Source organism: Streptomyces hygroscopicus, assembly GCF_026168105.1.
Taxonomy (GTDB): domain Bacteria; phylum Actinomycetota; class Actinomycetes; order Streptomycetales; family Streptomycetaceae; genus Streptomyces; species Streptomyces hygroscopicus_D.
Window position 1 is genome coordinate 49,874 of record NZ_LBMW01000007.1, and the last position, 26,551, is coordinate 76,424.

The window sequence follows — 26,551 nt, forward strand, 5'->3', positions numbered from 1 at the left end:
CCTGTGGGGCACTAGGAGGACGAGGGCACCCAGGCGTTTGCGTGGGCCGCGTCGTACCAGTACGCCCTGGCACCGCGCATGCCCGCGGTGCGGAACGGCCTGCCGTGGTCGTCGATACGGGTCGTGCCCTGGCGGTCCCCGCTGCTCCAGCTGAGTTCGAGGTACCAGTCGACGTCCTGCGCGACCGTGGCGGCGTCGATGTTCAGCACCTCCGGGTCGTCGGCGGACACCTTGTAGGGGAAGTCCGTGGCCCGCGTCGTGATGTTCCCCTCGTGTCCCGGCACCGCCTTGGCGCCCGGTGCCTGCGCGTCGAGGTCGACGGCGAAGGACGACGGGGCCAGGTCGCCACCGCATCCCGAACCCATGGTGTACGCGTTCCCCGCCGGTGCCTTGCGGGTGCCGGTCACGCGGACGTAGAGCGCGTGCAGCACCACGGGCCGGCTGTCGTCTCCCTGAACCGTCACCTGCAACCGCAGATGCCCGGCCGGTACGGCGCCCAGCGCGGCGGCCCAGCCGTCGGTGGCCTGGCTCGCCGGGGGCGGGGGAACCGCGCCGGGCGCTCGGTTCAGGAGGAACCACTGGTCGCAGGGGCTGTCCCAGTTGTTGGTCAGGACGTTGACGTGAAAGGGGGGTGAGCCGGCTGCGGGTGCGGTCACCGGGCCGGACGGACTGCTGGTGTGGGCGGGGGAGTTCGAGGAGGCCGGGCCGACGGTCGCCGTGGAGGTCGGCTTACCGGAGCCGGCGACCTGCGTGCCGGTGACGGTGCCGTGCGGCGCGGAGACGGTGGACCGGCCCGTCGTCCCGCTCGCGAGAGGGTGCCGCGAGGGCGAGGAGGAGTACGTGGCGGTGATGACCGCGGCCGGCACCGTGACGGCGGCGACGGCCACCGCGACGGCGGCGAAAAGCACCCGGCGACGGCGGAACCGGGGGGTGCGGGCGGTTTCCGGGGCCGGGGCGCCCCTGCCCTCCCCGGTCGGAGCGCCGTCCGAGGCGTCGGCCGTACGGTCCCCCCGTGCGGATCCCTCCGCCGGGACCGGAACCTCCGGATCCTCGTCCGCCGTCGGAGTCGCGGAGGCCGTGACGGCAATCCCGCCGTCGGCGCGGGCCGGTGGCGCCTCGTCCGCCCGAGGGCGGCCCCCGGTGGCCGTGGGCGCGGAGCCCGCCCCGGCCGACGGACTCGGACGCCGGCGGCGGGACGCGTCCGCCAGGATCCAGCGGCGGTGCAGTTCGACCAGTTCGTCGGCGGTCGCGCCGCAGACCCGGGCGAGTCGTTCCAGCGGCGCGTACTCACTGGGGACCGCCGTGCCGCTGCAGTAGCGGTGCACGGTGGAGGTGCTGACGTGCAGCCGTTTGCCGAGCGCGCCGTAGCTGCGGCCGGAACGCTCCCTGAGTTCGCGGAGCAGCGCCGCCAACTCGTCCGTCTCCCGGCTCATTACCACCCTCCCCCGTCCCGGAACGGCGTTCCAAGGTCTGCCGTTTCCCCTGGTGAGAGCGCCTGAAAGCGTTCCAGGGTTCCGGATTTCTCCGTGAACATGGCAACTGGGACGAACGTCACCCCACAGTTCGGTGCAGCAGCCGGTCCACCTGGTCCGGCCACCGAGCGCACCACCAACGGGAGACACACATGTCCGCCACGCGCATCCTGGCCACCGCCACCACACTCGCCCTCGGGTCCCTCGCCCTCGTCGGCTGCGGCGCCACCACGTCCGCCTCCGGCACCACGCCGTCCTCCTCCGCCGCCGCCCCGGCCCAGTCCTCCACCGCGTCAGCGCCGCCCGCCGCCGGCACCCCGCAGGCGAACGCCCCGGCCGGGGGCGGCAGCACGGCGAAGGGCAGCTCCGCCAGGACCACGACGGGCTCTGCGCACCACACGGCCTCCGCGTCCGGAAGCAAGCGGGTTCCGCTGTGCCGGGCCGGCCGGCTCACCGTCACCGCCGCCCCCGTGTCCCGCCCGCTGAACCACCTGCTGATCACGGCCAGGAACACCAGCGGCAGCCCCTGCGACCTCGGGATCATCGGCCTGGTCACCTTCGACGGCCGGATCAAGGCCGCCACTCCGGACGGCATCGGCGGCGGGCCCAACATCCTGAGCCCGGGCCAGGCCAACTACGAGGGCGTGGCCCTGGACCAGCAGGACGCCCCCGGTACGGGCACCCACGTCTCCGGCCTCGCTGTGCGGTTCGACAGCGGGGACACCGTCAGGATCCCCGTGCAGGCCCACGTCCACGCCCCCGCGGTCACCGTCTGGGAGCCCACGGCGCCGGACGCTCTCGTCTCCTGACCCGCGCCCCTGCGATTCCTGACCCGCGCCCCTGCGATCGTGTCCCCCTCCCCGGGAGGGGGACACGATCGCAGGGGCGCACGCGTGCCATCCCAGTGCACGAGCGCCTGAGTGTCATCCGCCAGTCAGTACACGAGCGCCTGCGCGTCATCCGCCAGCGACTCCTGGACGAACACCTGCGCGCCCGCGATCCGTACGCCCTCGATGACGTCCTTCTCCGTGATGTCGCGGCGGGCCGCGCACTGGGTGCACAGGGTGATCCGGCCTGCCGCCAGGATCGACTCGACCAGGTCGGGCAGCGGCGCCGCGTGCGGAAGCTCGAACTCGGCGGCCCGGCCCGGGAGAGCGAACCAGGACGACTCCCCGGTCAGCCAGAGCGAGACGTCAACTCCGCTGGCCGCGGCCACCGCCGCCACCGTGAACGCCTGCGAGCAGCGCTCCGGGGCGTCCGCCCCGGCCGTCACCTTGATCACGAGCTTCTTCGCCATGCCCGAAGCGTAGCCCGGGGCCTGGGTGTCGGGTCCTCCGGACGGTTCCGGGCCTCGTGCAGTCAGGACCGCGCGGTCGGTGGACTGCACGAGGTGGCCGGCGGCCCGCACGGGGAGTCACACGCGGTGGATTCCCGGAGTGACCCCCGAGCAGCGCACCTCATCGAGAGGCCCGGGTTCCGGCCGCGTAAGCTGAGACACGGCTCTGTGTACCCACCCTCGCTCACAAGGAGCACCTCGTGGAGATCTTCTTCGAAACCCTGCTGGTCCTGGTCTGCGTCGGCGTCCTCGCCTTCGCCGGACTGACCGTGAAGAAGCTGTACCAGGGCCAGCGCTGACCCCGACCCCTCCGCCGTCGACGACGAAAAGCTGCTCATGATCGAGATCCCGTCCGACCTCCACAAGGACCTCGTCCCGCTCGCCTTCCTGCTCGGCAACTGGACGGGCGCGGGCGTGCACGACTTCCCCGGCTCCGAGAAGTGCAACTTCGGGCAGGAGGTCGCCTTCACCCACGACGGCCGGGACTTCCTGGAGTACCACTCGCACACCTGGGTGCTGGACGGCGAGGGGAACAAGGTCCGTCCGCTGGAGTCCGAGTCCGGCTTCTGGCGCATCGACGCGGACCGCAGGGTCGAGGTGACCATGGTCCGCGACGACGGGGTCGTCGAGATCTGGTACGGCGAGCTGGCCGAGAAGAAGCCGCAGATAGACCTCGCGACGGACGCCGTGGCGCGGACGGCCGTCTCGCCCCCGTACACCGGCGGCAAGCGGCTGTACGGGTACGTCAACAGCGACCTGATGTGGGTCGGCGAGAAGCAGACCCCGGACGTCCCGCTGCGCCCGTACCTGTCGGCCCATCTGAAGAAGGTCGTCACCCCGGAGGACGTCGAGCGCTGGGCGAAGGCGCTCCCGGACGACCTGCCGGACGACGGGATCGCCTTCTTCAAGTAGTTCTAGACTTTCCCGTGTGGTGAGCACCGACTGGAAGAGCGATCTGCGGCAGCGCGGCTACCGGCTGACCCCGCAGCGGCAACTCGTGCTCGAAGCCGTGGACAATCTGGAGCACGCGACCCCCGACGACATCCTCGTGGAAGTGAGGAAGACGGCGTCGGGGGTCAACATTTCCACCGTCTACCGGACCCTGGAGCTCCTGGAGGAGCTCGGGCTGGTCAGCCATGCCCATCTCGGGCACGGTGCGCCGACGTACCACCTCGCGGACCGGCACCACCACATCCACCTGGTCTGCCGCGACTGCACGAACGTCATCGAGGCCGACCTCGAGGTGGCCGCCGAGTTCACCGCCAAGCTCCGCGAGACCTTCGGTTTCGACACGGACATGAAGCACTTCGCGATCTTCGGCCGGTGCAAGGACTGTTCCCTCAAGAGTTCAACTACCGCGACGTAGGCTGGGATCCATGAAGAGTCCTCTGCTGTCCCTGCCCGGTGCCGTCCCCGCCGAGGGCGTGGACGAAGGCGTCGCCGCCCACTACGGCGACCTGTTCCGCGAGCAGCGAGCCCTCGCCGACGGCTCCGGATTCGTGGACCTCTCGCATCGCGGCGTCATCACCGTCAGCGGCGAGGACCGGTTGAGCTGGCTGCACCTGCTGCTCACCCAGCACGTCAGCGAGCTGCCCCCGCACCAGGCCACCGAGGCGCTCGTCCTCTCCGCGCACGGTCACATCGAGCACGCGCTCTACCTGGTCGACGACGGCGAGACGACCTGGGCCCATGTCGAGCCCGGTACCCGGGGTGCCCTGATCGCGTACCTGGAGTCGATGAAGTTCTTCTACCGCGTCGAGGTCGCCGACCGGACGGACGATTTCGCCGTCGTGCACCTGCCGGCCGGTTCGATCGCCGAGGCCCCCGAAGGCGTCCTGGTCCGCGAGACGGCCTACGGCCGTGACCTCTTCCTGCCGCGTACGGACCTGGAGTCGTACGCGGAGAAGAACGGCCCCGTGGCCGGGCTGCTGGCCTACGAGGCCCTTCGCGTCGAGCAGCACCGCCCGCGCCTCGGCTTCGAGACCGACCATCGCACCATCCCGCACGAGCTGGGCTGGCTCGGCACGGCCGTGCACCTCCAGAAGGGCTGCTACCGGGGGCAGGAGACGGTCGCCCGCGTCCAGAACCTGGGCAAGCCGCCGCGCCGCCTGGTCTTCCTCCACCTCGACGGCAGCGAGGTCCATCTGCCGCCGCACGGCACGGAGCTGCGCCTCGCGGACGAGGGCCCGGAGGGCCGCAAGGTCGGCTTCGTGACGACGTCGGTACGCCACCACGAATTGGGTCCGGTCGCCCTCGCCCTGGTCAAGCGGAATGTCCCGGTGGACGCCCGTCTGCTCGCGGACTCGACGGCCGCGGCACAGGAAGTGATCGTCGAACCGTAGGTCCCGGCTCAGATCTCCAGGAGCACGGTGAACGGGCCGTCGTTCGTCAGCGATACGCGCATCCGCGCACCGAACCGGCCCGTCGCCACCGTCGCGCCCAGGGCACGCAGCTGGGCGACGACCTCGTCGACGAGGGGCTCGGCGACATCGCCCGGGGCGGCCGCGTTCCAGGTGGGGCGGCGGCCCTTGCGGGCGTCGCCGTAGAGCGTGAACTGGCTGATCACCAGCAGCGGCGCGTCGATGTCCGAACAGGACTTCTCGTCGTGCAGCATGCGGATCGACCAGAGCTTGCGGGCGAGCTGGGCCGCCTTCTCCTTGGTGTCCTCGTGCGTGACCCCGACGAGCACGCACAGGCCCTCGCCGCTGATCTCGCCGACCGTCTCGCCGTCCACGACGACGCTCGCGCCGTCCACCCTCTGCACCACCGCACGCATGAGGACCATCATGCCGTGCGGTCCGCCGACGCCGGGAAGCGGCCGACGGCGCCCTTCGTCCGGCCTCGCGCGATCGCTTACGAGGGCATTCCATGATCTGTCCAGTGATCTCTTACGAGGGCATTCCTATTGCCCCTTAACACCTCCATCCGGGGCAGATCGGTGGCACTCGGTCACATGGCGGGCACTTGGGGTGGCACGATGCGTGTGTTGCGGCGCATCCGTGGGGGGTGCCGCGCCGGTCGAGGGGACGGTAGAGGTACATGAGCACACCGAGTACCGGGCGGCCGCCCGGGGCTGTGGCGCCCGCCCGTACGGGAAGCACTAGGGAATGCCGGCCGCCCGTGCAGCGCACGGACAGCCCCCTGCCCGCGGAGTTGCCCCGGCCCGACCTGTCCGCACTGCTGCTGCCCGAGCTGCGCGCGCTGCGCCGGGACGCCCAGCGGGACGAGGCCGATCTCAGTTACGTACGCCGGCTTCTCCAGGGCCGTATCGACATCCTGCGGGCGGAGCTGGCCCGGCGCGGAGGCGCGGCGGCGCCCGAGGGGGTCATGGAACGGCTTCCGGAGATCCTCGTGGATGCGCCCGCCCGTCAGCGCTCCTCGGCCCGTCATGTGACGGTCGGCACGCCGCACGGCGAGGAGTACCGGCGGCTGGCGGCCGAGATGCTCGCCGAGGTCGAGCTGTCGGACCTCCAGGCGCGCACCGACGAGGAGTTGGGCGCGGGCATGGTCCGGCTCGTGCGGTACGAGCAGCAGGTCTCCCGGCGGCGGCAACGGCTGCAGCGCACGGCGGACGACTGCAGTGCCGAGATCGCGCGCCGGTACCGCGAAGGAGAAGCGCAGGTGGAAGACCTGCTCATGTGATGCGCAGGGCCCCGGGCGAACCCCGGGGCCCGGGAGCGAGCACGACGGCCCCGGGGTCCGTCGGCCGCCGCGAACCCCGCAATCCGGCGCTCGCGACGGCCGGGAAGGCTCGTGGCCGCCCGCGGTGCCATGCCGGGTCCCCGTCTCCCTGGTCCCGGACGGACCCCGTCTCCGGGCCCGCCCGGGACCAGGGACGCAGTCACCGGCGGGGGAACCCGGCGCTGGAGTCCCGGAGTTGAGACGGGCAGAGGCGGCGGTCACGAAACCACCTCGCGGACCCGTACACCCGTACACCTGTACACCTGTACACCTGTACACCTGTACGAGCCTTGCGGACTGCCCTGCATGAGGCCGCACAACCGCCCGGGCCCCACAACCCCGCCAGGGGCCCCACACCCCGCCAGGGGCTCCGCAGCCCCCGAACGCCCCTCCGGCAGCTCCCGCACGGTCCCCGCGCCACCGCCCGAGCCCCGTGCCCCCGAAATCCGCGCGACACCTCCCGGCCGCTCGCCCTAGCGTGAGCCCATGAGCTGCCCCGAGGACATCGACATACGCCCGATCACCGAAGCCGAGATCCCGGGCTGGATCCGCGCCCTCAATACCGGCTTCCTGCGTGCCCCCCACGTCTCGGACGACGAGATCGCCGACCGCAGCAGCTACATCGTCCTCTCCCGCACCTTGGCCGCCTTCGACGGCGACAAGTGCGTGGCCACCTTCCGTTCCTTCCCGCAGGAGCTCACCGCGGTCGGCGGTGCCGCCGTCCCCGCCGACGCCATCACCAACGTCAGCGTCACAGCCACCCACCGCCGCCGCGGACTCCTCACGCGCATGATGGCCCTCGACCTCGCCGCCGCGAAGGAGCGTGGTGACGTCGTCGCCACGCTCATCGCCGCCGAGTACCCCATCTACGGCCGTTACGGCTTCGGCCCCGCCGCCCACGCCGCGGAGTGGACCATCGACGTCCCCCGCACCGGCCTGGACCGCAACCGCCCGGCCCCGGACGACGGTGGACGCGTCGACCTGGTCGACGGCGCCGAGGTCCGCAAACTCGGCCCCGAACTGCACGAGCGCCTCCGCCGAAGCAGGCCCGGCACCGTTACCCGCGACGACCGCTGGTGGCAGCTGAACACGGGCGCCCTGCGGCTGGAGCGGTCGTCGTGGAAGGAACCCTTCTACGCCGTTTACCGCTCCCCCTCCGGTGACGTCGAGGGCCTGGCCGCCTATGTGTGCGACGACCACTGGGGCGACGACAAGCGGCCCCTGAACACGGCGACCGTCAAGGGACTGATCACCACCGGCCCGGCCGCCGAACGCGCCCTGTGGCACTACCTCTGCTCGATCGACTGGATCACCACGGTGAAGACGGGCGGCCGTGCCCCGGACGACCTGCTGCCGCACCTCCTGCCCGATCCCCGTGCGGCCCGCCTGACCACGTACGCGGACTGGCTGTGGGTGCGGATCCTGGACGTCGTACGGGCCCTGGAGGCGCGTACGTACGAAAGTGCCGGCACGCTCGTCCTCGAGGTCGTGGACGAGGCGGGACTGGCCGGCGGCCGCTATCTGCTGGAGGCGGGCCCGGACGGCGCCCGGTGCACGCCGAGCGACCGGGAGCCCCAGCTGACCCTTCCCGTCGGCGAGTTGGCGAGGCTGTGGCTGGGCGACGAGTCCGCCGTACGGCTCGCGGCGCTGGGCAGCGTGCGGGAACAGCAAGAGGGCGCCGCCTCCGTCGCCGACGCCCTGCTGCGGACGTCCAGGCGACCGTGGTGCCCGGACATCTTCTGAGCTGTTGCAGGCCTGAGCTGCTGAGCCCTCGCGGGCTGCCGGGTGACACTCCTTCCGTGCGGGTGGGTGGCTCCTGTGCCGTTCATCCGTAGCGATTCAGTTGTGGTTGTGGTGGTCACCGACCGGACTCCCGGCTCCCCTCCGGAAGGGAGTCCGGTCAGAGGTACGACCATGTCGTTCAAGAACGCTCAAGCTTGTTCAAGCTCGCCGAAGTTGGTGACCAACTTCACCTCACTTATCTCCACTTGGAGTCGTCTCATAACCACCTCATTCTGAACTGCCGAAAGATGGCGTGAAGTTGTACTGTTTGGCCGTGGAGCCGGAACATGCCGCCGTCAATGCACGGAAGACGTCACAACGGCCACAGAAGTCACACCACGACGTGGCGGACGAGCTGCGCAGCAGGATCCGGTCCGGAGTGCTCCGGCCGGGCCAGCGCATGCCCACCCAGGCGAAGCTGGCGGACGAGTTCGGCGTGGAGCGGGGAGCCGTACGCCAGGCGCTGCGCATCCTGCAGTCGGAGAACCTGCTCACCAACGTGTCCAAGGGCAGCCCCGCGACTGTCGCACACCACGCCGGCGAGGCGCTGGCCGGGCCCGAGACCCCGCCGCAACCCACGATGGTGGCCCTGGCCCCGCGGATCTCCGCTGCCTTCGCGGCCCCGCACGTGGAGATCGACGCCCTCTGTCTGACGTCTGTGTCGCTGAACCTCGCCGTGGGCGGGCCGTTGCGCGAGATTCACGCGGGGCGCATAAAACCGGCCAGGGTCGACGTGCGGGTCCTGCTGCCGAGCGGCCGGATCGACCTGGCGTTCCCCACCCCGGTGGAGGGCAGGGACGACGACCGGCTGCACCGGCGCTGGCTGGCGCAGCGCAACGCACAGGGCCGGGTGCTGAGGCACAACCTGCTGGCGCTGCGCGGTACGCACGGCATCGACGTGCACGTCTCCTTCCGCGCGCTGCCGTTCACCCCTCCCGTCAAGCTGTACCTGCTCAACGGGTCGGAGGCACTGTTCGCGTACTACACGCTGACGCGCCGGGGCGAGGAGATCGATCACGAGTACCTGGAGATGTACGACGCCCAGGGCACGCGGTCCATGCTGTTCCCCTTCGCGCAGGGGGTGGGTCTGAGGGACACGACCTTCGTGGAGCAGTCACATCTGTGGTTCAACGCGCTGTGGGAGACCATCAGTTCGGACCTGGAGTTCGAAACCTGACCGGTCTCCCGGGGAGGCTGCTCAGAGGGCCGGCTGGGCGACCATCAGGGCGAGGACGACGGCCCCGATGGAGCTGCAGGCGGGGCTGTTGGCCTTGATGCCGATGGTGATCAGCAGCAGACCGATGATGCCCATGGTGCCGTACTTCCACTGGACGAACTGCTCGAAGCCGACGACGAAGACGGCGGAGAGGAGAGCTATGGCGGGCATGGTGGCACCTCTTTCCGATGGATCGGGCGGAACAGGGAGGAATGAGCCGTCTGCATGGGGTGACTACCTGCGGGTGATGTGCGAGAGGAGGCAAACCCTCCACCAACTCAATGAAGTTGGCAGCCAACTTCATTGAAGTTATCCCCAGTTGGTCAGTGGTTATAAACAACCACCAAACAACTCCACATAGATGGACGTCGGTTGTAGCGTTTGGTCGTGGCTCAGGAGAACGTCGCAGTGAACGGCAGCAGAAGACTCTCGCCCCAGGAGATCGCCGACACGTTGCGGGCCCGTATCCGCACCGGCGACCTGAAGGCGGGCGAACGCCTGCCGACCCAGGCCGAACTGGCCGAGGAGTTCGGGGTGGAGCGGGGCACGATCCGCCAGGCCCTGCGCGCGCTCCAGGAGGACGGCCTGCTCAGCAACGTGAGCAAGGGCAGCCCGCCCAGGGTCGCCGAACCCCAGCCGGTCAGGGACGAGCCGCAGCCCACGATGGTCGGCCTCGCGCCGAGGCTCGCGGCTGCGTTCGCGGCACCGCAGGTCCGCGTGGACGCCGCCTGCCTCACAGCGGAAACGCTCATGCTGGCGCTGGGCGAGCCGGTGCGGCTGATCCACGAGGGCCGCATTCGCCCCCGGTCGATCGACGTACGGATCCTGCTGCCCTCGCGGGAGATCAACCTGGCGTTCCCGGTCTCGGTCGACAGCCCCGGCGACGAGGACCCGGTCCACAGGCGCTGGCTCGAACAGCGCAACGCCCAGGGCCACGTCCTGCGCCACAACCTCCTGGCCCTGCGCTCGTCGCACAACATCGACGTCCGCGTGACGTTCCGCGCACTGCCCTTCACCCCGCCGGTGAAGCTGTACCTCCTGAACGGCACCGAGGCCCTGATCGCCTACTACATGCTCACGAAGCGGGAGGAGGAGGTGGAGAGCCGGACCCTCGAGATGTACGACACCCTGGGCTCCAAGTCCCTGCTCTTCTCCTTCGAACGCCGGGCGGGCCGGCGCGACGCGGCCTTCGTGGAGCAATCCCAGAAGTGGTTCGACGCCCTCTGGGAAACCATCACCACGGACCTGACACTCTCCTAGTGACTTCTGATACGAAGCAGACTGATCCGGTGACGGCACAGACGGAAGAACTGCGCGAACTGATCACGGGCGCGCGCTTCGTCCTCTTCGACTTCGACGGGCCGATCTGCCGGCTGTTCGCGGGCTACTCGGCGGAGGAGATCGCCCGGGAGCTGGTGGAGTGGCTGGAGCGGCAGGGGCTCCTCTGGCTGCTGACCGCGGAGGAGAGGGTGCACCCCGATCCACAGGTCGTCCTGCTCGCGGTCAACCAGCGACACCCGGGAAGCGATCTGGTGGCCGAACTTGAGGAGATGCTCACCCAGCAGGAGCTGAGAGCCGTCCCCACCGCGCAGCCCACCGCCTACGCGGATCCGCTGATACGCACCTGGACCGCCCTCGGCGCACGACTCGCCGTCACCACCAACAACTCGGCGCGCACGGTCGCCGCGTACCTGGCAGGCCGCGGGACCGCCGAGTGCTTCGCGCCGCACGTCTACGGCCGCACGCACGAACTCCACCAGCAGAAGCCCGACCCGTACCACCTGAACCGGGCCCTGCAGGCCATGGGAGCGGCCGCCGGGGCCGCCCTGATGATCGGGGACGCCCCGTCGGACCTCCGGGCCGCCGAACAGGCCGGCGTGCCCTTCCTCGGCTACGCGCGCGACGAGTACAAGGAGAAGCTCCTGCGCGACGCGGGCGCCGCGGTGATCGTACGGTCGCTGGAGGCGGTGCTGCGGGTCCTGCGGGGGCGGGCCTGAACCGGACCGTCGTACTCCGTGCAGGCGGACGCCCCGGCTTGTTCCATCCCCCGGGCAGGGGACCGACACGGGAATCGAGCCCTTTCCGGCGCCGCGCTCGACCGCGGGGAGGTACCGTGCTTCACTTCCGCACCATCGGTGCGCTCTCATGCCAGGGAACGAACGATGCAAGCCGACTGTGTCTCTTCTCCCGCGCGGGAACGCGCCGCCGGAATCAGCCGCGACCCGAGCGCGGTCGAGGGACCGCTCGAGGGCTACCACCACGAGACGTATGTGATCCCGCTGCCCCCGGAAGCCGTGGGCCCGGGTCCGGTCCGGGGCAAGTGCCGGGAGCCGCGGAGCAATCTGCTCTGGTTCGACCGCCGGTGTTTCGCGTCGGAGGAGACCCTGCTCGCCGATCTCCAGGGCCGCATCACCCGCATCCCCGAACTCATCACGGTGAGCGACGATGTGCGCGATGTGCGCCTGCAGAAGTTCATCGAAGGGACGACGCTGGGTTCGCTCCACGCCTCAGGTGAGGAGGTTCCCGACGACATCGCAGGCCAGATCCTGGACCTGTTCCGGCAACTGGCCCGGGTGACACCCAAATCGCTCGGTGTGGAGCGCGAGTGCAAGCCGGAGGACCGGTCCCCCGAGGGCGACACCGCGGACTTCCTGGACCGGCTGATCTGCTTCGCCGAGCAGCGCGTGTACCGGGAGAACCTGGAGAGGTTTCCGGGGCTGTTCTCCTCCCTGGGGCTGGACGGAGCCTCCTTCGGGAGGCTCAGAAAGCGTGTCGCAGGCCTGAGCGAGCGCCCCTTCTGTCTGTTGCACGCCGATCTGCACCGGGAGAACTTCGTCGTCGACGACCAGCGGCGCCTGTGGGCCATCGACTGGGAACTGGCCATGTTCGGCGATCCCCTCTACGACCTGGCCACCCACCTGTATCTGATGCGCTATCCGAGACCGCAGCACGAGCTGATGGTGAAGCAGTGGTGCGAGGTGATGGAGGAGGAGAGGAGCGGCAGCTCCAACGGCTGGGAGGAGGACCTGCCGAGACTGCTCGACTTCAAACGGGCCCAGTCCGTGTTCACCGACGTCATCCGGGCCACCCAGTTCCTGGACTCCCGGCCGGAGGCGGGTGCGCTCGTCCTCGAGCAGGAGGCCGCGAAGGTGCGGCAGGTGCTGACCGCCGCCGCGGAGCCGCTGGGCCTGGACACCGTTCCCACTCCGGAGGATGTCATGTCCGCACTCGGCCCATGGAGGCGAACGGGCCACGGGCCCGGGGAGTAAGGCGCGCGGCACCGCCTGGGCCCGCTGCCAGAAGGCGATGGCGGTGTGCCGGAGCTCGTCGGGCAGGATCTCGCTGTGGGCCGGACGGAGTGATCGTCGACGGCGGGGTGGAGGTAACTGCAGCCGATCACCGGGTGGCCGCCCTGGCGCCGGCCGGTGGTGGCGAGCTCGTGCTCCATCGCGTTGCGGCGGTCGATCACCCCGTGTCCGTCGGCGTCGGGGACGTTGCCGGGATTCTTTATGTCGACGTGCACGAGCTCGCCATGTCGACGTGCACGAGCTCGCCATGTCGACGTGCACGAGCTCGCCATGTCGACGTGCACGAGCTCGCCCGCGCGGGTGCGTTCGTAGCGGTGGCTCGGCCGGCAGGTGGGCCGGCCGAGCCGATACCCGTCTCCGCGGCCACGTGAGCCGTCGGGCGTCCAGCGAGGACAGGTTCGATCAGGAGCCGCCTGCCATGCAGGGTCAGCAGGGCATGACGGTGGGACACGAGGGCGTCGTCCCGCGGTGCCCGTGAGTTTCGGTCAGGTGCCGACGTAGGCCCCGAGGTGCTCGCCGGTGAGGGTGGAGCGGGCGGCGACGAGGTCGGCGGGTGTGCCCTCGAAGACGATCCGGCCGCCGTCGTGGCCGGCGCCGGGACCGAGATCGATGATCCAGTCGGCGTGCGCCATGACTGCCTGGTGGTGCTCGACGACGACGACCGACTTGCCGGAGTCGACGAGCCGGTCGAGCAGGCCGAGCAGCTGCTCGACGTCGGCAAGATGCAGGCCTGCGGTCGGCTCGTCGAGGACGTAGATACCGCCCTTCTCGGCCATGTGGGTGGCCAGCTTGAGCCGCTGCCGCTCGCCGCCGGACAGCGTGGTGAGCGGCTGGCCGAGGCTGAGGTAGCCGAGCCCGACGTCGGCGAGCCGGCCGAGGATGCGGTGCGCGGCCGGCGTGTGCGCCTCGCCGGCGCCGAAGAACTCCTCGGCCTCGGTCACCGACATCGCGAGCACCTCGCTGATGTCGCGGCCGCCGAGGTGGTGGTCGAGGACCGATGCCTCGAACCGCTTCCCCTCGCACTCCTCGCAGGTGGAGGCGACGCCCGCCATCATCGCCAGGTCGGTGTAGACGACGCCGACGCCGTTGCAGTTGGGGCAGGCGCCCTCGGAGTTGGCGCTGAACAGTGCCGGTTTCACGCCGTTGGCCTTGGCGAACGCCTTGCGGATCGGGTCGAGCAGTCCGGTGTACGTCGCCGGGTTGCTCCGTCGTGAGCCGCGGATCGCGCCCTGGTCGATCGACACCACACCCGCGCCGGCGGGGATCGACCCGTGCACGAGCGAGCTCTTGCCGGAGCCGGCGACGCCGGTGACGACGACAAGCACCCCGAGCGGGATGTCGACGTCGACGTCCTGCAGGTTGTGCGTCGTCGCGCCGCGGATCTCCAGCGTGCCGCCCGGCGTCCGCACCGTCTTCTTCAGGGAGGCCCGGTCGTCGAAATGGCGGCCGGTGACGGTGCCGCCGGCCCGCAGCCCCTCGACGGTGCCCTCGAAGCAGACGGTGCCGCCCGCCGTACCGGCGCCGGGGCCGAGGTCGACGACGTGGTCGGCGATCGCTATCACTTCGGGCTTGTGTTCCACGACGAGCACCGTGTTGCCCTTGTCCCGCAGCCGCAGCAGCAGGTCGTTCATCCGCTGGATGTCATGGGGGTGCAGGCCCGTGGTGGGCTCGTCGAAGACGTAGGTGGTGTCGGTGAGCGAGGAGCCGAGGTGGCGGATCATCTTGACGCGCTGCGCCTCGCCGCCCGAGAGCGTGCCCGACGGCCGGTCGAGCGCGAGGTAGCCGAGGCCGATCTCCACGAACGACTCGAGGGTGTGCTGCAGCTTCGCGAGCAGCGGCGCCACCGAGGGCTCGTCGAGGCCGCGGACCCATTCGGCCAGGTCGCTGATCTGCATCGCGCAGGCGTCGGCGATGCTGATCCCCCTGATCTTCGACGACCGGGCAGCCTCGCTGAGCCGGGTGCCGTCGCAGTCGGGGCAGGTGGTGAAGGTGACCGCCCGGTCCACGAACGCCCGGATGTGCGGCTGCATCGCCTCCTTGTCCTTGGAGAGCATCGACTTCTGGACCCGCGGGATCAGCCCCTCGTAGGTCATGTTGATGCCCGCGATCTTCATCCTGGTCGGCTCGTGGTGGAGGAAGTCGTGCAGCTCCTTCTTGGTGTACTTGCGGATCGGCTTCTCCGGGTCGACAAAGCCCGACTCGCTGTAGAGCCGGTAGTTCCAGCCGCCCGCCGTGTAGCCGGGGATGGTGAGCGCACCCTCGGCGAGCGACTTGGAGTCGTCGTAGAGCTGGGTGAGGTCGATGTCGGAGACCGCGCCCCGGCCTTCGCAGCGCGTACACATGCCGCCGGTGCGGCTGAAGGTCGCCTTCACCGTCTTCTTGGCACCGCGCTCGACGGTGATCGCTCCGCTCGCCCGGACCGAGGGGACGTTGAAGGAGAACGCGTTGGGCGAGCCGATGCGCGGCTGCCCGAGCCGGCTGAAGAGGATGCGCAGCATCGCGTTCGCGTCGGTCGCCGTGCCGACCGTGGAGCGGGGGTCGGCACCCATCCGCTGCTGGTCGACGATGATCGCCGTCGTCAGCCCGTCCAGTACGTCGACCTCGGGCCGGGCCAGCGTGGGCATGAAGCCCTGCACGAAGGCGCTGTAGGTCTCGTTGATCAGCCGCTGCGACTCCGCGGCGATCGTGCCGAACACCAACGAGCTCTTGCCCGAGCCGGAGACGCCGGTGAACACCGTCAGCCGGCGCTTGGGGAGCTCGACGCTGACGTCCTTGAGGTTGTTCACGCGCGCGCCGTGCACGCGGATCAGGTCGTGGCTGTCGGCGATGTGGAGCGCAGCCGACTCCGTGTCCGTCCTTGGGGCCGTGCTCATCGTGTCTCCATCTCCTGGGCGGGGCCGCCCGTGCGGTCTCCGTCGGCGTCGCCTGGCTCGATCCGACCAGCTTCGAGCAGCACGTCCGGTCTCGTTCACTTCGGCGCGTGGAGCCCCCGGCCCCCGGCCCCCTTGCCCCCGGCGCGCCCGGCCGAGGCGTCGGATCATCCGGCGGTGCCGTCGCACATCAGCCGGCGGTCGGACATCCCGTCCACCTCGCGCCAAGCCTGGACGCGACGCGGGGAGATGCGGAACCAGCGGTACGGCGTGGCCGGCGCACGCAGGTCGAAGCCGGTGCGCGTGACGCACCGGTCACCCCGCTCCCGCGTCGGCGCGTCTGTCTCGAGGACCTCGGCTTCGCCGTCGATCAGGGACACGTCGTGGGTTCGGCCCGGCCCAGCCTAACGGCTCGGTGCCGCGACGACGCCGGGCGCGGGAGCGGGGGAGGCACTCATCGGTCCTGAAGCAGTCCGAGGACGTTCCCGTCGGGATCGGTGACGGTGGCCACCAGGCGCCCGCCACCGACGTCGTGCGCGGGCTCCTTCACGGTGGCACCCGCGGCGGTCACCTCGGCCAGCTTCGCCTCGATGTCCGGCACGTGCCAGTAGGCCACCGGTGAGGTCATGCCCTGCGGTCCGCCGCCCGGCACCAGCCCGATGTGCTGGCCGGCGACCTCGAAACCGACGTAGTAGGACTCGTCGGCCTGCGGCGCTACGCCGAGCAGGGCGGTGTACACCTCCTTGGCCGCCGCCAGGTCGGAAACGGGGTGCAGCACGGTCTTGATTCCCTGGGTGGAAGAGCCGGTCATGGTCACTCCTGAAGTCGTGGGTCCGGTCGGGATCGGCTGGCTTGAAGACGATCCGGTCGGGATCGGCTGGCTTGAAGACGATGGGAAGGCCGGAAAACGACGGCCCGATCGCCACGGACGGCGAGCCTCCCGTTGCGCACGCCCGGAGGCGCTCCTGTGCGGGAGGAAGCTCGCGTGAATGGCGATGTCCACGGCGGTCACGCTAGCTGCGGCTCGGGGGAGGGCGCTTCTCGAATCCTGATCGGTTCGGTCACCTCGACAACCGTCCTGCTCGGCCTCACCCGCGGCCCGGCCGTGGCGCGGCGCACTTTTGCAAGCGGGTGCTTGCAAAAGTTAGCGTTCTTGCGGCAAGGTGGAGGCATGGCATCGCTCAATGTCGGCAACCTCGGCGAGTACCTGCGCGAGCAGCGGCGCAATGCGCAGCTGTCGCTCAGGCAGCTCGCCGACGCCGCCGGGGTGTCCAATCCGTATCTGAGCCAGATCGAGCGCGGGCTGCGCAAGCCGAGCGCGGAGGTACTGCAGCAGGTCGCCAAAGCCCTGCGCATCTCCGCCGAGACGCTGTACGTGCGGGCCGGCATCCTCGACGCCGAGCGGGACCGGGACGAGGTGGAGACGCGCGCCGTCATCCTCGCCGATCCCACGCTGACCGAGCGGCAGAAGCAGGTGCTGCTCCAGATCTACGAGTCGTTCCGCAAGGAGAACGGCTTCGAGATAGTCCGCGCGGACCCGGCGGACAAGGACGCACGGGCGGCTCGGCAGGCCCGCGACACGGACGACGCCCAGGGCAACGGCGCCCCCGGCCACCGCACGGCCGACGGCGGCGATGCCGGTCCGCAGCAGACCGCCAGTTGACCGAGACGATCGGAAACGAACCGAACAGCCGGGACGATCAGGACGACCGGAGAGCGTCCCGCGGACCGATAAAACCCTCAGACGAAAGCCGAACCGGGAGGACCATCTCCATGGCCATCACCGACGACCTGCGCAAGACCCTCAGCGACCCGACCCCGCTCTACTTCGCCGCCGGCACCGCCGACCTGGCCCTTCAGCAGGCGAAGAAGGTGCCCGGCCTGGTGGAGCAGCTGCGCGCCGAGGCCCCGGCCCGTATCGAGGCCGTACGCAACACCGACCCGAAGGCCGTCCAGGAGAGGGCCGCGGCCCGCGCCAAGGAGGCCGGCGCCCGCGTCAAGGAGACGCAGGAGACCCTCCAGGCGAAGGTCAACGAGTTCATCAGCGGCCTCGACTCCGACCTCAAGAAGTTCGGCACCAACCTGGACGCCGATCTGAAGAAGCTCGGCGAGACCGCCCAGGACCTCGCCCTGCGCGGCGTCGGCGTCGCCGCCGAGTACGCGGTCAAGGCCCGCGAGACCTACGAGAAGGTGGCCGAGCACGGCGAGCAGGCCGTGAAGACCTGGCGCGGCGAGGCCGCCGAGGAGATCGAGGAGCTGGCAGTCGCCGTCGAGGGCAGGCCGGAGCCCGTCGAGGTGAAGGACGAGCCGAGGCCGGCCGAGGCCAAGGCGGAGCCCGCCGAGTCCAAGAAGGCCCCGGCGGCGAAGAAGGCCACCCCCGCTGCCCGCAAGCCGGTGGCGAAGAAGACCACGCCGCCGGCCAAGTAGGCCCGGCGGGCCGAGGACGTACGACGGGTCGGGCACTCCTGGAGTGCCCGACCCGTTCTTACGGGTACACGGCCCCCGGACACGGGTACGGTGGCCGTAGAAACGACTCGACTCGGGTGGTGGGCATTGTGCTGATGACGGCATTCGGCGGCCTGATGTGGCTGCTCTTCACCGCCATGCTGGTGCTCGCCGTGGTGGCACTGGTGATGGCCGCGCTGTACCGCAGGGACGCGTACACCGCCGCAGACAAGCAGAACAAGGGCTTCTGGCTGATCATCCTCGGCATCACGGTCGCGGTGAACCTGTTCGTGCCGATGCTTTTCCTGCAGCTCGCGGGCCTCGTCGCCACGATCGTCTTCTTCGTCGACGTCCGGCCCGCACTCAAGCACGTCTCGGGCAGCGGCTGGGGCCGCCGCCGCGGAAGCAGCAGCGACGGCCCGTACGGTCCGTACAACGGCGGGCGCTAGGCCGCACCCGCCGCCCCCGGCGGCAGGCCCACGTCCCGGGCGGGGTTCGACGGCCGTGGTGCGCCAGGTGCGCCGTCCCGGGACGCCGCCTAGGGGCCGCGGTCGAGCAGGACCACCGCTACGTCGTCCGCCAGTTCCCCGCCGTTGAGGTCACGGACCTCGCTCACCGTCGCGCGCAGCAGCTCCTCGCCGGTCAGGCCGTCGGCCAGCTGGCGACGGACCAGCTCCACCATGCCGTCCTGGCCCAGGCGCTCCCTGCCCTCGCCGATCCGGCCCTCGATCAGACCGTCGGTGTAGAGCATCAGGCTCCAGGCGGGGCCCAGCTCGACCTGCAGGCGCGGCCAGCGGGCGCGCGGCAGCAGACCGAGCGCCGGGCCGTTGTTGACGTACGGCAGCAGCTCGGCCGGCCGGTCCGGGCGGGCGACCAGCGGCGAGGGATGGCCGGCCAGGCACAGCCCGGCGCGGCGGCCGTCCGGTGCGATGTCCACCGTGCACAGCGTCGCGAAGATCTCGTCGTTGTCCCGCTCGTGCTCCAGGACCTGCTGGAGCGTGGAGAGCAGCTCGTCACCGGACAGTCCCGCCAGCGTCAGGGCGCGCCAGGCGATGCGCAGCTCCACGCCGAGCGCGGCCTCGTCCGGGCCGTGCCCGCAGACGTCGCCGATCATCGCGTGCACCGTGCCGTCCGGCGTACGGACCGTGTCGTAGAAGTCGCCGCCGAGCAGCGCCCGCGAGCGGCCGGGGCGATAGCGGGCCGCGAAACGCAGCGAGGAGCCCTCCAGCAGCGGGGTGGGCAGCAGACCGCGCTCCAGACGCGCGTTCTCCTGCGCCCGCAGCCGGGACTCGGTCAGCCGCCGCTCGGCCGTGTCGGACCGCTTGCGCTCGACGGCGTAGCGGATCGCGCGGCTCAGCAGCCGTCCGTCCAGCTCGTCACGGAACAGATAGTCCTGGGCGCCGACGCGCACAGCCTCCGCGCCGCGCTCGGCGTCGCCGGACGTGGTGAGCGCGAGAACGGCATGGCGGGGCGCGAGCTGCAGCACGTGCCGCAGCACGGCGAGCTCGTCGTCCTCCTCGGCGGCCCGGCCCGGGGCGGGCAGAGCGAGGTCCAGCAGGATGCACTGGACGTCGTCGGTGAGCAGCCGCTCGGCCTCGGTGAGGTTGCGCGCGGTGCGCAGCCGTATGGGCCGGCCGGCCGCGTCGAGCATCTCGGGCACGATCGGCGAACCGGCGGGGTCGTCCTCGATCACCAGCAGGGTGAGCGTGTCGGCCGGGGCCTTGCCACGGGCAGTCGGCCCCTTTACGGCCGGGGTCCCGGGCGGGGGTGCGGCTTGAGCCTGACCACTCTCCGCGGCCGGGATCGCCCTCTGCCGCGGTACGGGTACGGGCATCGTGTTGGTTCCTTCCCTCCCCCCGAGGGCATGGTGGGGCAAGGGACCTCGACCCACCGAGTGGGGACCATAGCGGTAGCCGAGGCCGCAGCGGAATGCCCTGGCCGATGATGTAGAGCAACCGGCCACCGTCATATGCCGCATCCACGCCGCAGTTGGACAAGGGGGCACACGACGGCGGATGACGAACGTCACGTCGGGTGCAGGTTTGGGGTACCGGTGGCGTGCGCCCCGTCACATGGAACACGTCACGTGGGCCGCATCACTCGCCGGCGTCGGCACCGCCGGACGGCACGGGTTCACTCGTCCGGGCGTACGACCCCCAGGATCGGCATCGAGCCCGCGCCCGCGACCGTCACCGTTCGCCCCGGGCGCGGGGCGTGGATGATCGCGCCGTCGCCGACGTACATCGCCACATGGCTGGCGTCACCGAAGTAGATGATCAGGTCGCCGGGGCGCATGTCCTTGACGTCGACGTGCTTGAGCTGTTTCCACTGCTCCTGCGAGGTGCGCGGAATGGGCGTGCCGGCCGCCGCCCAGGCCTGTGACGTCAGTCCTGAACAGTCGTACGACTTCGGTCCCTCGGCGCCCCACACATACGGCTTGCCGAGCTGGTCCGTCGCGAAGCTCACGGCCTTCGCGCCCTCTGCCGACGCCTTGCCGCGGATCTCCTGGAGTATCCCGGAGTCCAGCCAGGCCGTCTGTGCCTGGTACGCCGCCTGCTCCTCCAGCTTTTGCAGGCGCTCCTGCTCCTGCTTCTTCAGCCGGGACTGGAGCTTCTCCGCGGCGGCGATCTGCTGCTCGATCGTCTTCTTGGCCTGGGCCTTGGCCTTGCGGTTGGCGTCGAGTTTCTGCCACTGGTCGGCGGCGTCACGCGCGTACTGCTTCAAGTCCTCCTGGGTGCGCGTCATCTCGGAGAGGAGGCCCTCGGTCGCGTGCTCGCCCTGGCGGGCGACGCCCGCTTCGTCGAGGAACTGCTGCGGGTCGTTGCTCAGCCAGAGCCGGACCTCGGGCGGAAGGCCCCCGCCGCGGTACTGGGCGCGGGCGGCTGCACCCGCGCGGTTCTTCAACTCGTCCAGTTTCTCCTGGCCCTTGACGATCTCCCGCGCCAGGTCCACGATCCGCGCCGACTGTTTCTTGGTCTTCTCCTCGGCCGCGTCGTACGCGTCCGTGGCGACGGCGGCCTCGTGGTACAGCGTGTCCAGTTTTCTGCGGACCGCTTCGAGATCGTTGCCGGGCGCCGGAGCCGCACTGCCGGACGGAGCGGGCGTCGGGGCCGGCCGGCCCGGGCTCGCGCAGGCCGTGCCCGACGTGCCCAACACGGTGACTGTGCAGACCAGGGCGATGGCCGCCGTGGTCAGGGTCCGCTTCCCGGATCCCATACTTCGCCCCCAAACCTGATTAACCGTCAGTAACTTCCGGACGCCTCGGGATCGTGCCACGCCGATGGGCAAAGTGACAGACGTGGGACTCAGCCGCGCGGAAAACTCCCTCTCCTGCCGCACCTCGTACGACGATCTCCCTTGCCGCTACCCGCAGTTGTCCGATGATCTCCACGGGCATGTGACGAAAGACCCGGAAAGATCGTTCCCTGCAGATCAAACGCGTCGAGCACGTATCGAGCGCGTCGAGCTTGTCGGGCCCGTCATGCGCATCAAGCCCTCGAGCCTCTCGAGCCCGACGAGCCTGTCGGGCGCATCAAGCCCGTCGGGCGCATCAGCTGCGTCGAGCCTCTTGAGAGCGTCGAGCGCATCAGCTCCGTCAAGCCGGTCGAGCCCGTCAGGCAGATGTGCAGATCGGGCGGCCGGTCAGGCGCGTGGCGCCAATGCGCCCCAGGCGACGGTGACTTCCCCCTGGCGCCAGCGCGCCGGGCCGTCGGTGACCGGCCAGTCCGCCGTCAGCCGGCGGACCGTGCGTATCCAGCGCTGGCGCGCGCCGTACGAGGCGTAGGGCGCGGCGGCTGCCCAGGCGTGGTCGAAGTCGCGCAGGAAGGCGTGCACGGGCTCGCCCGGGACATTGCGGTGGATGAGCGCCTTCGGGAGCCGCTCGGCCAGGTCGGACGGGCGCTCCAGGGAGCCGAGCCGGGTGGCGAAGGTGACCGTGCGCGGGCCCTCGGGGCCGAGGGCGACCCAGACGTGGCGGCGGCCGATCTCGTCGCATGTGCCCTCGACGAGCAGGCCGCCGCGGGAGCCCGTCACGGGGTCGGCCGGGGCGAGCCGGGCGCACAGCCGCTCCCAGGCGGTGGCGACCTCGCCCTCCTCGTACTGCCGCAGCACGTTCGCGGCGCGGATGAGGGCCGGGCGGCCCCGCACGGGCACCTCGAAGCCGCCGTGACGGAAGACCAGGCCTTCGCGGGCGTACGGCTGTGCGGCCGTGACCCGGGCGGGCTCGATCTCGACGCCGACGACGCGGGTACGGGGCGCGGCGGTGCGCAAGCGCTGCAACAGCTCGACCGCGGTCCACGGGGCGGCCCCGTACCCGAGGTCGACGGCCACGGGGTCCGCCGTGCGGCGGAGCTCCGCGCCGTGGACCGCTGCGATCCAGCGGTCCATTCGGCGCAGCCGATTCGGATTGGTGGTCCCGCGCGTCACCGTACCCACGGGGCGGGACGCGGCGCGGGTTGACATGCGTACGAGAGTAAGCGGCGGGGGAGGAGGCCGGGCCGGCCTGTGGATAACCACGCTCGCCACCATCGAACGGTTGATCGACAATAGGTAATGATTCGGCAAATCCGCCCGCGAGGGAAATGGGAGCACCCGGTCCCGGCGTTCGCACTGCTTGGAGGTCGTTCCGCGTCCTTCCGTCAGCCGTGCATGCCCGCAGCAAGGAGGAGGAACGCCAGGTGAGCCAGTACGTCAGCAGGCTCGGGCGTCGCTCCACGGCGGCCCCCTCACGGCTGCGGTTGCCGCACCGCAGGCCACGCCGCGTCGCCATGCTCTCCGTGCACACCTCACCGCTCCATCAGCCCGGCACGGGCGACGCCGGCGGCATGAACGTCTACATCGTGGAACTGGCCCAGCGACTCGCCGCGATCAACATCGAGGTCGAGATCTTCACCCGGTCCACCACGGCGGCTCTCCCGCCCGCCGTCGAGCTCGGCCCCGGCGTCCTCGTCCGGCACGTCGACGCGGGCCCCTACGAGGGGCTCGCCAAGGAGGACCTCCCCGCCCAGCTGTGCGCCTTCACCCACGGAGTGATGCAGGCCTGGGCCGGTCACCGCCCCGGCTACTACGACCTCGTGCACTCCCACTACTGGCTCTCCGGTCATGTCGGCTGGCTCGCCGCCGAGCGCTGGGGCGCCCCCCTGGTGCACGCCATGCACACCATGGCCAAGGTCAAGAACGCCGCCCTCGCCGACGGTGACACCCCCGAGCCCGCCGCCCGCGTCATCGGCGAGACCCAGATCGTGGCTGCCGCGGACCGGCTCATCGCCAACACCGCCGAAGAGGCCGACGAACTCGTACGGCACTACGCGGCCGAGCGCGGCAAGGTGGCCGTGGTGCATCCGGGGGTGAACCTCGAGCGCTTCCGCCCGGCCGACGGCAGGGCCGCCGCCCGGGCCCGGCTGGGGCTGCCCAAGGACGCGCTGATCCCCCTTTTTGCGGGGCGCATACAGCCCCTCAAGGCGCCCGACGTGCTGCTGCGCGCCGTGGCCGTCCTCCTCGACGAGCGCCCCGAGCTGCGCTCCCGCATCGTCGTACCCGTTGTGGGCGGTCCGAGCGGCAGCGGGCTTGCCAAGCCGGAGGGGCTGCAGAAGCTCGCCGCGCGGCTGGGCATAGCCGATGTGGTGCGCTTTCGGCCGCCCGTAGGGCAGGAACAGCTCGCGGACTGGTTCCGGGCCGCGTCCGTGCTGGTCATGCCGTCCTACAGCGAGTCCTTCGGACTCGTCGCCATCGAGGCGCAGGCCGCCGGTACGCCCGTGCTGGCGGCCGCGGTCGGCGGGCTGCCCGTCGCCGTGCGGGAGGGGCGGACCGGATTTCTCGTCCAGGGGCACGATCCCGCCGCCTACGCGCGCGTGCTGCGCGACTTCGCCGACGACCCGCACCTCACCGCCCGCATGGGCGAGGCCGCGGCCCGGCACGCGGAGTCCTTCGGCTGGGAGAACGCGGCCTCCGCGACGGCAGGGGTGTACACGGCGGCCATGCAGGCCCACCGGCGCCGGCTGCGCGCGCACCAAGGCTGACACCCGTCGATTACGCTCCCAGCATGTCTGAGGAACAGCGGGCGGCACAGGTCATCGAAGACGTCCTCAAGGACGCCGAACTGGAGTGGGAGAGTCCGGCGACGGGCTCGTACGTCGTGAAGCTTCCCGGCTCGCGCAAGCTGTCGACGACCGTCTCGCTGATCGTCGGCAGGCACTCCCTGTCCCTCAACGCCTTCGTGATCCGGCACCCCGACGAGAACGAGGCCGGCGTGCACCGCTGGCTGCTGGAGCGCAACCTCAAGCTGTACGGGGTGAGTTACGCCGTGGACCCGCTCGGCGACATCTATCTCACCGGCAGGCTGCCGCTGTCCGCCGTGACCGCGGACGAGGTGGACCGGCTGCTCGGCTCGGTCCTGGAGGCGGCGGACGGCAGTTTCAACACCCTTCTGGAGCTCGGTTTCGCGTCCGCGATCCGCAAGGAGTACGCCTGGCGGGTGGCGCGCGGCGAGTCGACGCGCAATCTGGAGGCGTTCAGCCATCTGACCCAGCGCTCAGAGGACTGACGCTCGAACGACCACGGGCCGTCGCCACCGTCCGCCGCAGACCGTCGTCCTCGGCAATCACTGCTCTCCCCGCCAATCACTGCAAGCCCCTTCCCCCGCCCATGGACTCCGTGGCATGCTCACTGCTATCGCACATCTGAACGTCGTTCATATCCATGGAAATTCACCTCGCTGAGAGTCGTTGGAGTCCTGGAAGGCGGTTCGGGGCATGGGCATGGGGCACGCGGACATCAGCAGACGGGGCCTGCTCGGCGGCGCCGTCTCCGTGGCGGCGGCGGCGACAGTCGGCACCGCGACACCGGCCGCCGCGTTCGCCCGGCCGAGGGACGAAGTCCCCGTCCTGTGGCGCGAGTTCGTCCGTTCCCCCTTCGCGCACCCGCAGATCCCGTACATCGGCCGGGCCGGCCGGCGCGGCGGGGCGGCATGCCTCCCCCACCCGCCCGTGGTGGCCGACGTGACCGCGTACGGAGCCGTGACGGACGGGACGACCGACTCCGCCCCCGCGATCAACCGCGCCATCGCGGCAGCCGGACGGGCCGGCGGCGGCACGGTTCTCGTCCCGCCCGGCACGTTCCGCATCGACGGTCTGATCCGCATCGGGTACGACAACGTCGTCCTGCGGGGCGCGGGCAGCGACCGTACGACGCTGTACGCGACCAAGAACCTCACCGAGCTGATCGGCGTCTACGGATCCCGGTACGGCGGTGACAAGTCCGCCTGGTCCTGGGCGGGAGGCCTCATCTGGCTCGCGCCCACGGCTCGTTGGGACTCCCTGGTCGCGGCCGTCCGGGCGAAGGCGTGGCCGTTCGAGGGCTGGACCGGCAATCGGCGCGACGAGTGGCAGACGCTGACAACGGTTGCCCCGGCCCGGCAGGGCTCCTGGACGGTGACGGTCGCGGACGCCCGGCGGCTGCGGCCCGGCCGACTCGTCCTCCTGCGCCTCGCGGACGATGCCGGGCACACCCTCCTGGAGCACATGTCGGGCGGCGGCCCCGGCCCGGAGGCGTACCGCTGGGACGACAAGACGAAGCTGACGTCGTACGTCCCCTATGAGTGGCCCGCGCGCATCGCACGCGTGGCGGGCCGGAAGGTCACGTTCGAGCGACCCCTTCCGCTCGACGTGCGGCCCGAGTGGGATCCGCGCCTGACGACACACGTACCGGCGCTGACCGGCGCCGGCGTGGAGGGCCTGACCCTCCAGGCCATCGAGACCCCCCAGTCCCCGCACCTGCTGGACAAGGGCTACAACGGTGTCGTCTTCCAGTGCGCGTACGACTGCTGGGCGGACGACGTCGTCGTACGGCATGTGGACAACGGCTTCGGCCTGGTCGCCGCCTCCTCCTGCACACTGCGCCACACCCGCGTGACCGGCCGGGGCTCGCACCACCCGTACTTCTGCCGGGAGGGCTCGCACGACAACCTGATCGAGGACTTCACGATCGAGCAGCGGACGGTCCCGGCCCCGCCGGACACCCAGCTCCACGGCATCAACGTGGAGGGCCTGTCCTCGTACAACGTCTGGTCGCGCGGCGAGATGCAGATGGGCACCTTCGACTCGCACCGGGGTCTGCCGTTCGCGAACGTCCGCACGGACATCACGGTGAACAACAACGGCCGCCACGGCGGGGACGCGTCCGCCGGTCCCCTCTTCGGTGCGCGCTTCAGCCACTGGAACATCCGCGTGACGAACGGCCGCGCGGGACTGATGAAGATCGACGGCCTGGCGCCCTGCTCCGCGACCGTCGGCCTGAACGTGGTCTCGGAGTTCGACCAGATCGACGTACCCGACTTCACGGGCGATCTGCACTCCCGCCTGGAGCTGTACGGCACGACGGACGTCGTACGGCCCCGGAACCTGTACGAGGCGCAGCGCGAGCTGTGACGCGGTGCGCTGCCCTGA

The 26,551-nt window shown here is 70.7% G+C and carries 26 protein-coding genes; 16 read left to right on the forward strand and 10 right to left on the reverse strand.

The genetic code is table 11. From position 1 onward, the window contains the following. Window positions 1–11: 11 nt before the first annotated feature. Complete coding sequence (locus AAW14_RS09825) at window positions 12–1,433, reverse strand: helix-turn-helix domain-containing protein (protein WP_265562122.1); 1,422 nt, start codon at window positions 1,431–1,433, stop codon at window positions 12–14. A gap of 191 nt (window positions 1,434–1,624) precedes the next feature. Between AAW14_RS09825 and AAW14_RS09830 the strand changes: the two genes are divergently transcribed. Further along, window positions 1,625–2,281, forward strand: coding sequence for a hypothetical protein (locus AAW14_RS09830; protein WP_265562124.1), 657 nt, complete (start codon window positions 1,625–1,627; stop codon window positions 2,279–2,281). A gap of 125 nt (window positions 2,282–2,406) precedes the next feature. Here the strand turns inward: AAW14_RS09830 and AAW14_RS09835 are convergent, their stop codons facing one another. Continuing rightward, window positions 2,407–2,769, reverse strand: coding sequence for a DsrE family protein (locus tag AAW14_RS09835; RefSeq protein ID WP_265562126.1), 363 nt, complete (start codon window positions 2,767–2,769; stop codon window positions 2,407–2,409). 375 nt (window positions 2,770–3,144) lie between these two features. Between AAW14_RS09835 and AAW14_RS09840 the strand changes: the two genes are divergently transcribed. From AAW14_RS09840 to AAW14_RS09850, 3 genes are read left to right on the forward strand one after another with little or no spacing between them, the layout of a single operon-like run. Further along, on the forward strand, window positions 3,145–3,720 hold the full coding sequence (locus tag AAW14_RS09840; RefSeq protein ID WP_265562128.1) for an FABP family protein: 576 nt from the start codon (window positions 3,145–3,147) through the stop codon (window positions 3,718–3,720). A 16-nt stretch (window positions 3,721–3,736) separates the two neighbouring features. Then, a complete protein-coding gene (locus AAW14_RS09845) occupies window positions 3,737–4,174 on the forward strand; it encodes a Fur family transcriptional regulator (protein WP_265562130.1) in 438 nt (145 codons plus the stop codon). 10 nt (window positions 4,175–4,184) lie between these two features. After that, window positions 4,185–5,150 carry a YgfZ/GcvT domain-containing protein gene (locus AAW14_RS09850; RefSeq protein WP_265562133.1) on the forward strand — a complete coding sequence of 322 codons (966 nt, stop codon included), beginning with the start codon at window positions 4,185–4,187 and terminating at the stop codon, window positions 5,148–5,150. A gap of 8 nt (window positions 5,151–5,158) precedes the next feature. On the opposite strand, the gene dtd is transcribed toward AAW14_RS09850, so the two are convergent. Continuing rightward, window positions 5,159–5,584, reverse strand: coding sequence for a D-aminoacyl-tRNA deacylase (gene dtd, locus AAW14_RS09855; RefSeq protein ID WP_265562135.1), 426 nt, complete (start codon window positions 5,582–5,584; stop codon window positions 5,159–5,161). Between the two features lie 263 nt (window positions 5,585–5,847). Here dtd and AAW14_RS09860 point away from each other — a divergent pair, with 263 nt between their 5' ends. From AAW14_RS09860 to AAW14_RS09870, 3 genes are all read left to right on the forward strand, one after another. Continuing rightward, entirely contained in the window at window positions 5,848–6,450 is a 603-nt protein-coding gene (locus AAW14_RS09860) for an AmfC protein (RefSeq protein WP_265562136.1), read from the forward strand. A gap of 525 nt (window positions 6,451–6,975) precedes the next feature. After that, window positions 6,976–8,232 carry a GNAT family N-acetyltransferase gene (locus AAW14_RS09865; RefSeq protein ID WP_265562138.1) on the forward strand — a complete coding sequence of 419 codons (1,257 nt, stop codon included), beginning with the start codon at window positions 6,976–6,978 and terminating at the stop codon, window positions 8,230–8,232. 307 nt (window positions 8,233–8,539) lie between these two features. Next, window positions 8,540–9,448 carry a winged helix-turn-helix domain-containing protein gene (locus AAW14_RS09870; protein WP_265562461.1) on the forward strand — a complete coding sequence of 303 codons (909 nt, stop codon included), beginning with the start codon at window positions 8,540–8,542 and terminating at the stop codon, window positions 9,446–9,448. Window positions 9,449–9,469: 21 nt separating this feature from the next. Here AAW14_RS09870 and AAW14_RS09875 read toward each other — a convergent pair whose 3' ends face one another. Continuing rightward, window positions 9,470–9,658, reverse strand: coding sequence for a hypothetical protein (locus tag AAW14_RS09875; RefSeq protein WP_265562140.1), 189 nt, complete (start codon window positions 9,656–9,658; stop codon window positions 9,470–9,472). A gap of 210 nt (window positions 9,659–9,868) precedes the next feature. Here AAW14_RS09875 and AAW14_RS09880 point away from each other — a divergent pair, with 210 nt between their 5' ends. The 3 genes from AAW14_RS09880 (at window position 9,869) to AAW14_RS09890 (ending at window position 12,756) form a co-directional block, all read left to right on the forward strand. After that, entirely contained in the window at window positions 9,869–10,747 is an 879-nt protein-coding gene (locus AAW14_RS09880; protein ID WP_265562142.1) for a winged helix-turn-helix domain-containing protein, read from the forward strand. Continuing rightward, window positions 10,696–11,484 (forward strand): HAD family hydrolase, encoded by a 789-nt coding sequence (locus AAW14_RS09885; protein WP_265562143.1) that lies wholly within the window; start codon window positions 10,696–10,698, stop codon window positions 11,482–11,484. The genes AAW14_RS09880 and AAW14_RS09885 overlap by 52 nt, the downstream gene beginning before the upstream one ends. Before the next feature lie 165 nt (window positions 11,485–11,649). Next, on the forward strand, window positions 11,650–12,756 hold the full coding sequence (locus tag AAW14_RS09890; protein ID WP_265562145.1) for a phosphotransferase: 1,107 nt from the start codon (window positions 11,650–11,652) through the stop codon (window positions 12,754–12,756). A 524-nt stretch (window positions 12,757–13,280) separates the two neighbouring features. Here the strand turns inward: AAW14_RS09890 and AAW14_RS09900 are convergent. The 3 genes from AAW14_RS09900 to AAW14_RS09910 all read right to left on the reverse strand — a co-directional run bounded on the left by AAW14_RS09900 (window position 13,281) and on the right by AAW14_RS09910 (window position 16,476). Continuing rightward, on the reverse strand, window positions 13,281–15,668 hold the full coding sequence (locus tag AAW14_RS09900) for an excinuclease ABC subunit UvrA (RefSeq protein WP_265562147.1): 2,388 nt from the start codon (window positions 15,666–15,668) through the stop codon (window positions 13,281–13,283). A 164-nt stretch (window positions 15,669–15,832) separates the two neighbouring features. Next, window positions 15,833–16,045, reverse strand: coding sequence for a hypothetical protein (locus AAW14_RS09905; RefSeq protein ID WP_265562149.1), 213 nt, complete (start codon window positions 16,043–16,045; stop codon window positions 15,833–15,835). 74 nt (window positions 16,046–16,119) lie between these two features. Further along, window positions 16,120–16,476 carry a VOC family protein gene (locus AAW14_RS09910; RefSeq protein ID WP_265562151.1) on the reverse strand — a complete coding sequence of 119 codons (357 nt, stop codon included), beginning with the start codon at window positions 16,474–16,476 and terminating at the stop codon, window positions 16,120–16,122. Window positions 16,477–16,836: 360 nt separating this feature from the next. On the opposite strand from AAW14_RS09910, the gene AAW14_RS09915 reads away from it, so the two are divergent. The 3 genes from AAW14_RS09915 to AAW14_RS09925 all read left to right on the forward strand — a co-directional run bounded on the left by AAW14_RS09915 (window position 16,837) and on the right by AAW14_RS09925 (window position 18,559). Further along, complete coding sequence (locus AAW14_RS09915) at window positions 16,837–17,328, forward strand: helix-turn-helix domain-containing protein (protein WP_265562154.1); 492 nt, start codon at window positions 16,837–16,839, stop codon at window positions 17,326–17,328. A 110-nt stretch (window positions 17,329–17,438) separates the two neighbouring features. Then, complete coding sequence (locus tag AAW14_RS09920; protein ID WP_265562156.1) at window positions 17,439–18,092, forward strand: hypothetical protein; 654 nt, start codon at window positions 17,439–17,441, stop codon at window positions 18,090–18,092. Window positions 18,093–18,220: 128 nt separating this feature from the next. After that, complete coding sequence (locus tag AAW14_RS09925) at window positions 18,221–18,559, forward strand: DUF2516 family protein (RefSeq protein ID WP_265562463.1); 339 nt, start codon at window positions 18,221–18,223, stop codon at window positions 18,557–18,559. Between the two features lie 89 nt (window positions 18,560–18,648). Here AAW14_RS09925 and AAW14_RS09930 read toward each other — a convergent pair whose 3' ends face one another. The 3 genes from AAW14_RS09930 to AAW14_RS09940 all read right to left on the reverse strand — a co-directional run bounded on the left by AAW14_RS09930 (window position 18,649) and on the right by AAW14_RS09940 (window position 22,571). Further along, complete coding sequence (locus AAW14_RS09930) at window positions 18,649–19,944, reverse strand: PP2C family protein-serine/threonine phosphatase (protein WP_265562158.1); 1,296 nt, start codon at window positions 19,942–19,944, stop codon at window positions 18,649–18,651. A 299-nt stretch (window positions 19,945–20,243) separates the two neighbouring features. Then, window positions 20,244–21,326: a C40 family peptidase gene (locus AAW14_RS09935; protein WP_265562160.1), complete on the reverse strand. Its 1,083-nt coding sequence runs from the start codon at window positions 21,324–21,326 to the stop codon at window positions 20,244–20,246. 426 nt (window positions 21,327–21,752) lie between these two features. Beyond that, window positions 21,753–22,571, reverse strand: a complete 819-nt coding sequence (locus AAW14_RS09940) for a class I SAM-dependent methyltransferase (RefSeq protein ID WP_265562162.1) — start codon at window positions 22,569–22,571, stop codon at window positions 21,753–21,755. A gap of 215 nt (window positions 22,572–22,786) precedes the next feature. On the opposite strand from AAW14_RS09940, the gene mshA reads away from it, so the two are divergent. The 3 genes from mshA to AAW14_RS09955 all read left to right on the forward strand — a co-directional run bounded on the left by mshA (window position 22,787) and on the right by AAW14_RS09955 (window position 26,533). Continuing rightward, a complete protein-coding gene (gene mshA, locus AAW14_RS09945; RefSeq protein ID WP_265562164.1) occupies window positions 22,787–24,127 on the forward strand; it encodes a D-inositol-3-phosphate glycosyltransferase in 1,341 nt (446 codons plus the stop codon). A 23-nt stretch (window positions 24,128–24,150) separates the two neighbouring features. Further along, complete coding sequence (locus AAW14_RS09950; RefSeq protein ID WP_265562166.1) at window positions 24,151–24,651, forward strand: YbjN domain-containing protein; 501 nt, start codon at window positions 24,151–24,153, stop codon at window positions 24,649–24,651. 208 nt (window positions 24,652–24,859) lie between these two features. Then, entirely contained in the window at window positions 24,860–26,533 is a 1,674-nt protein-coding gene (locus tag AAW14_RS09955; protein WP_265562168.1) for a glycosyl hydrolase family 28-related protein, read from the forward strand. Window positions 26,534–26,551 lie beyond the last annotated feature (18 nt).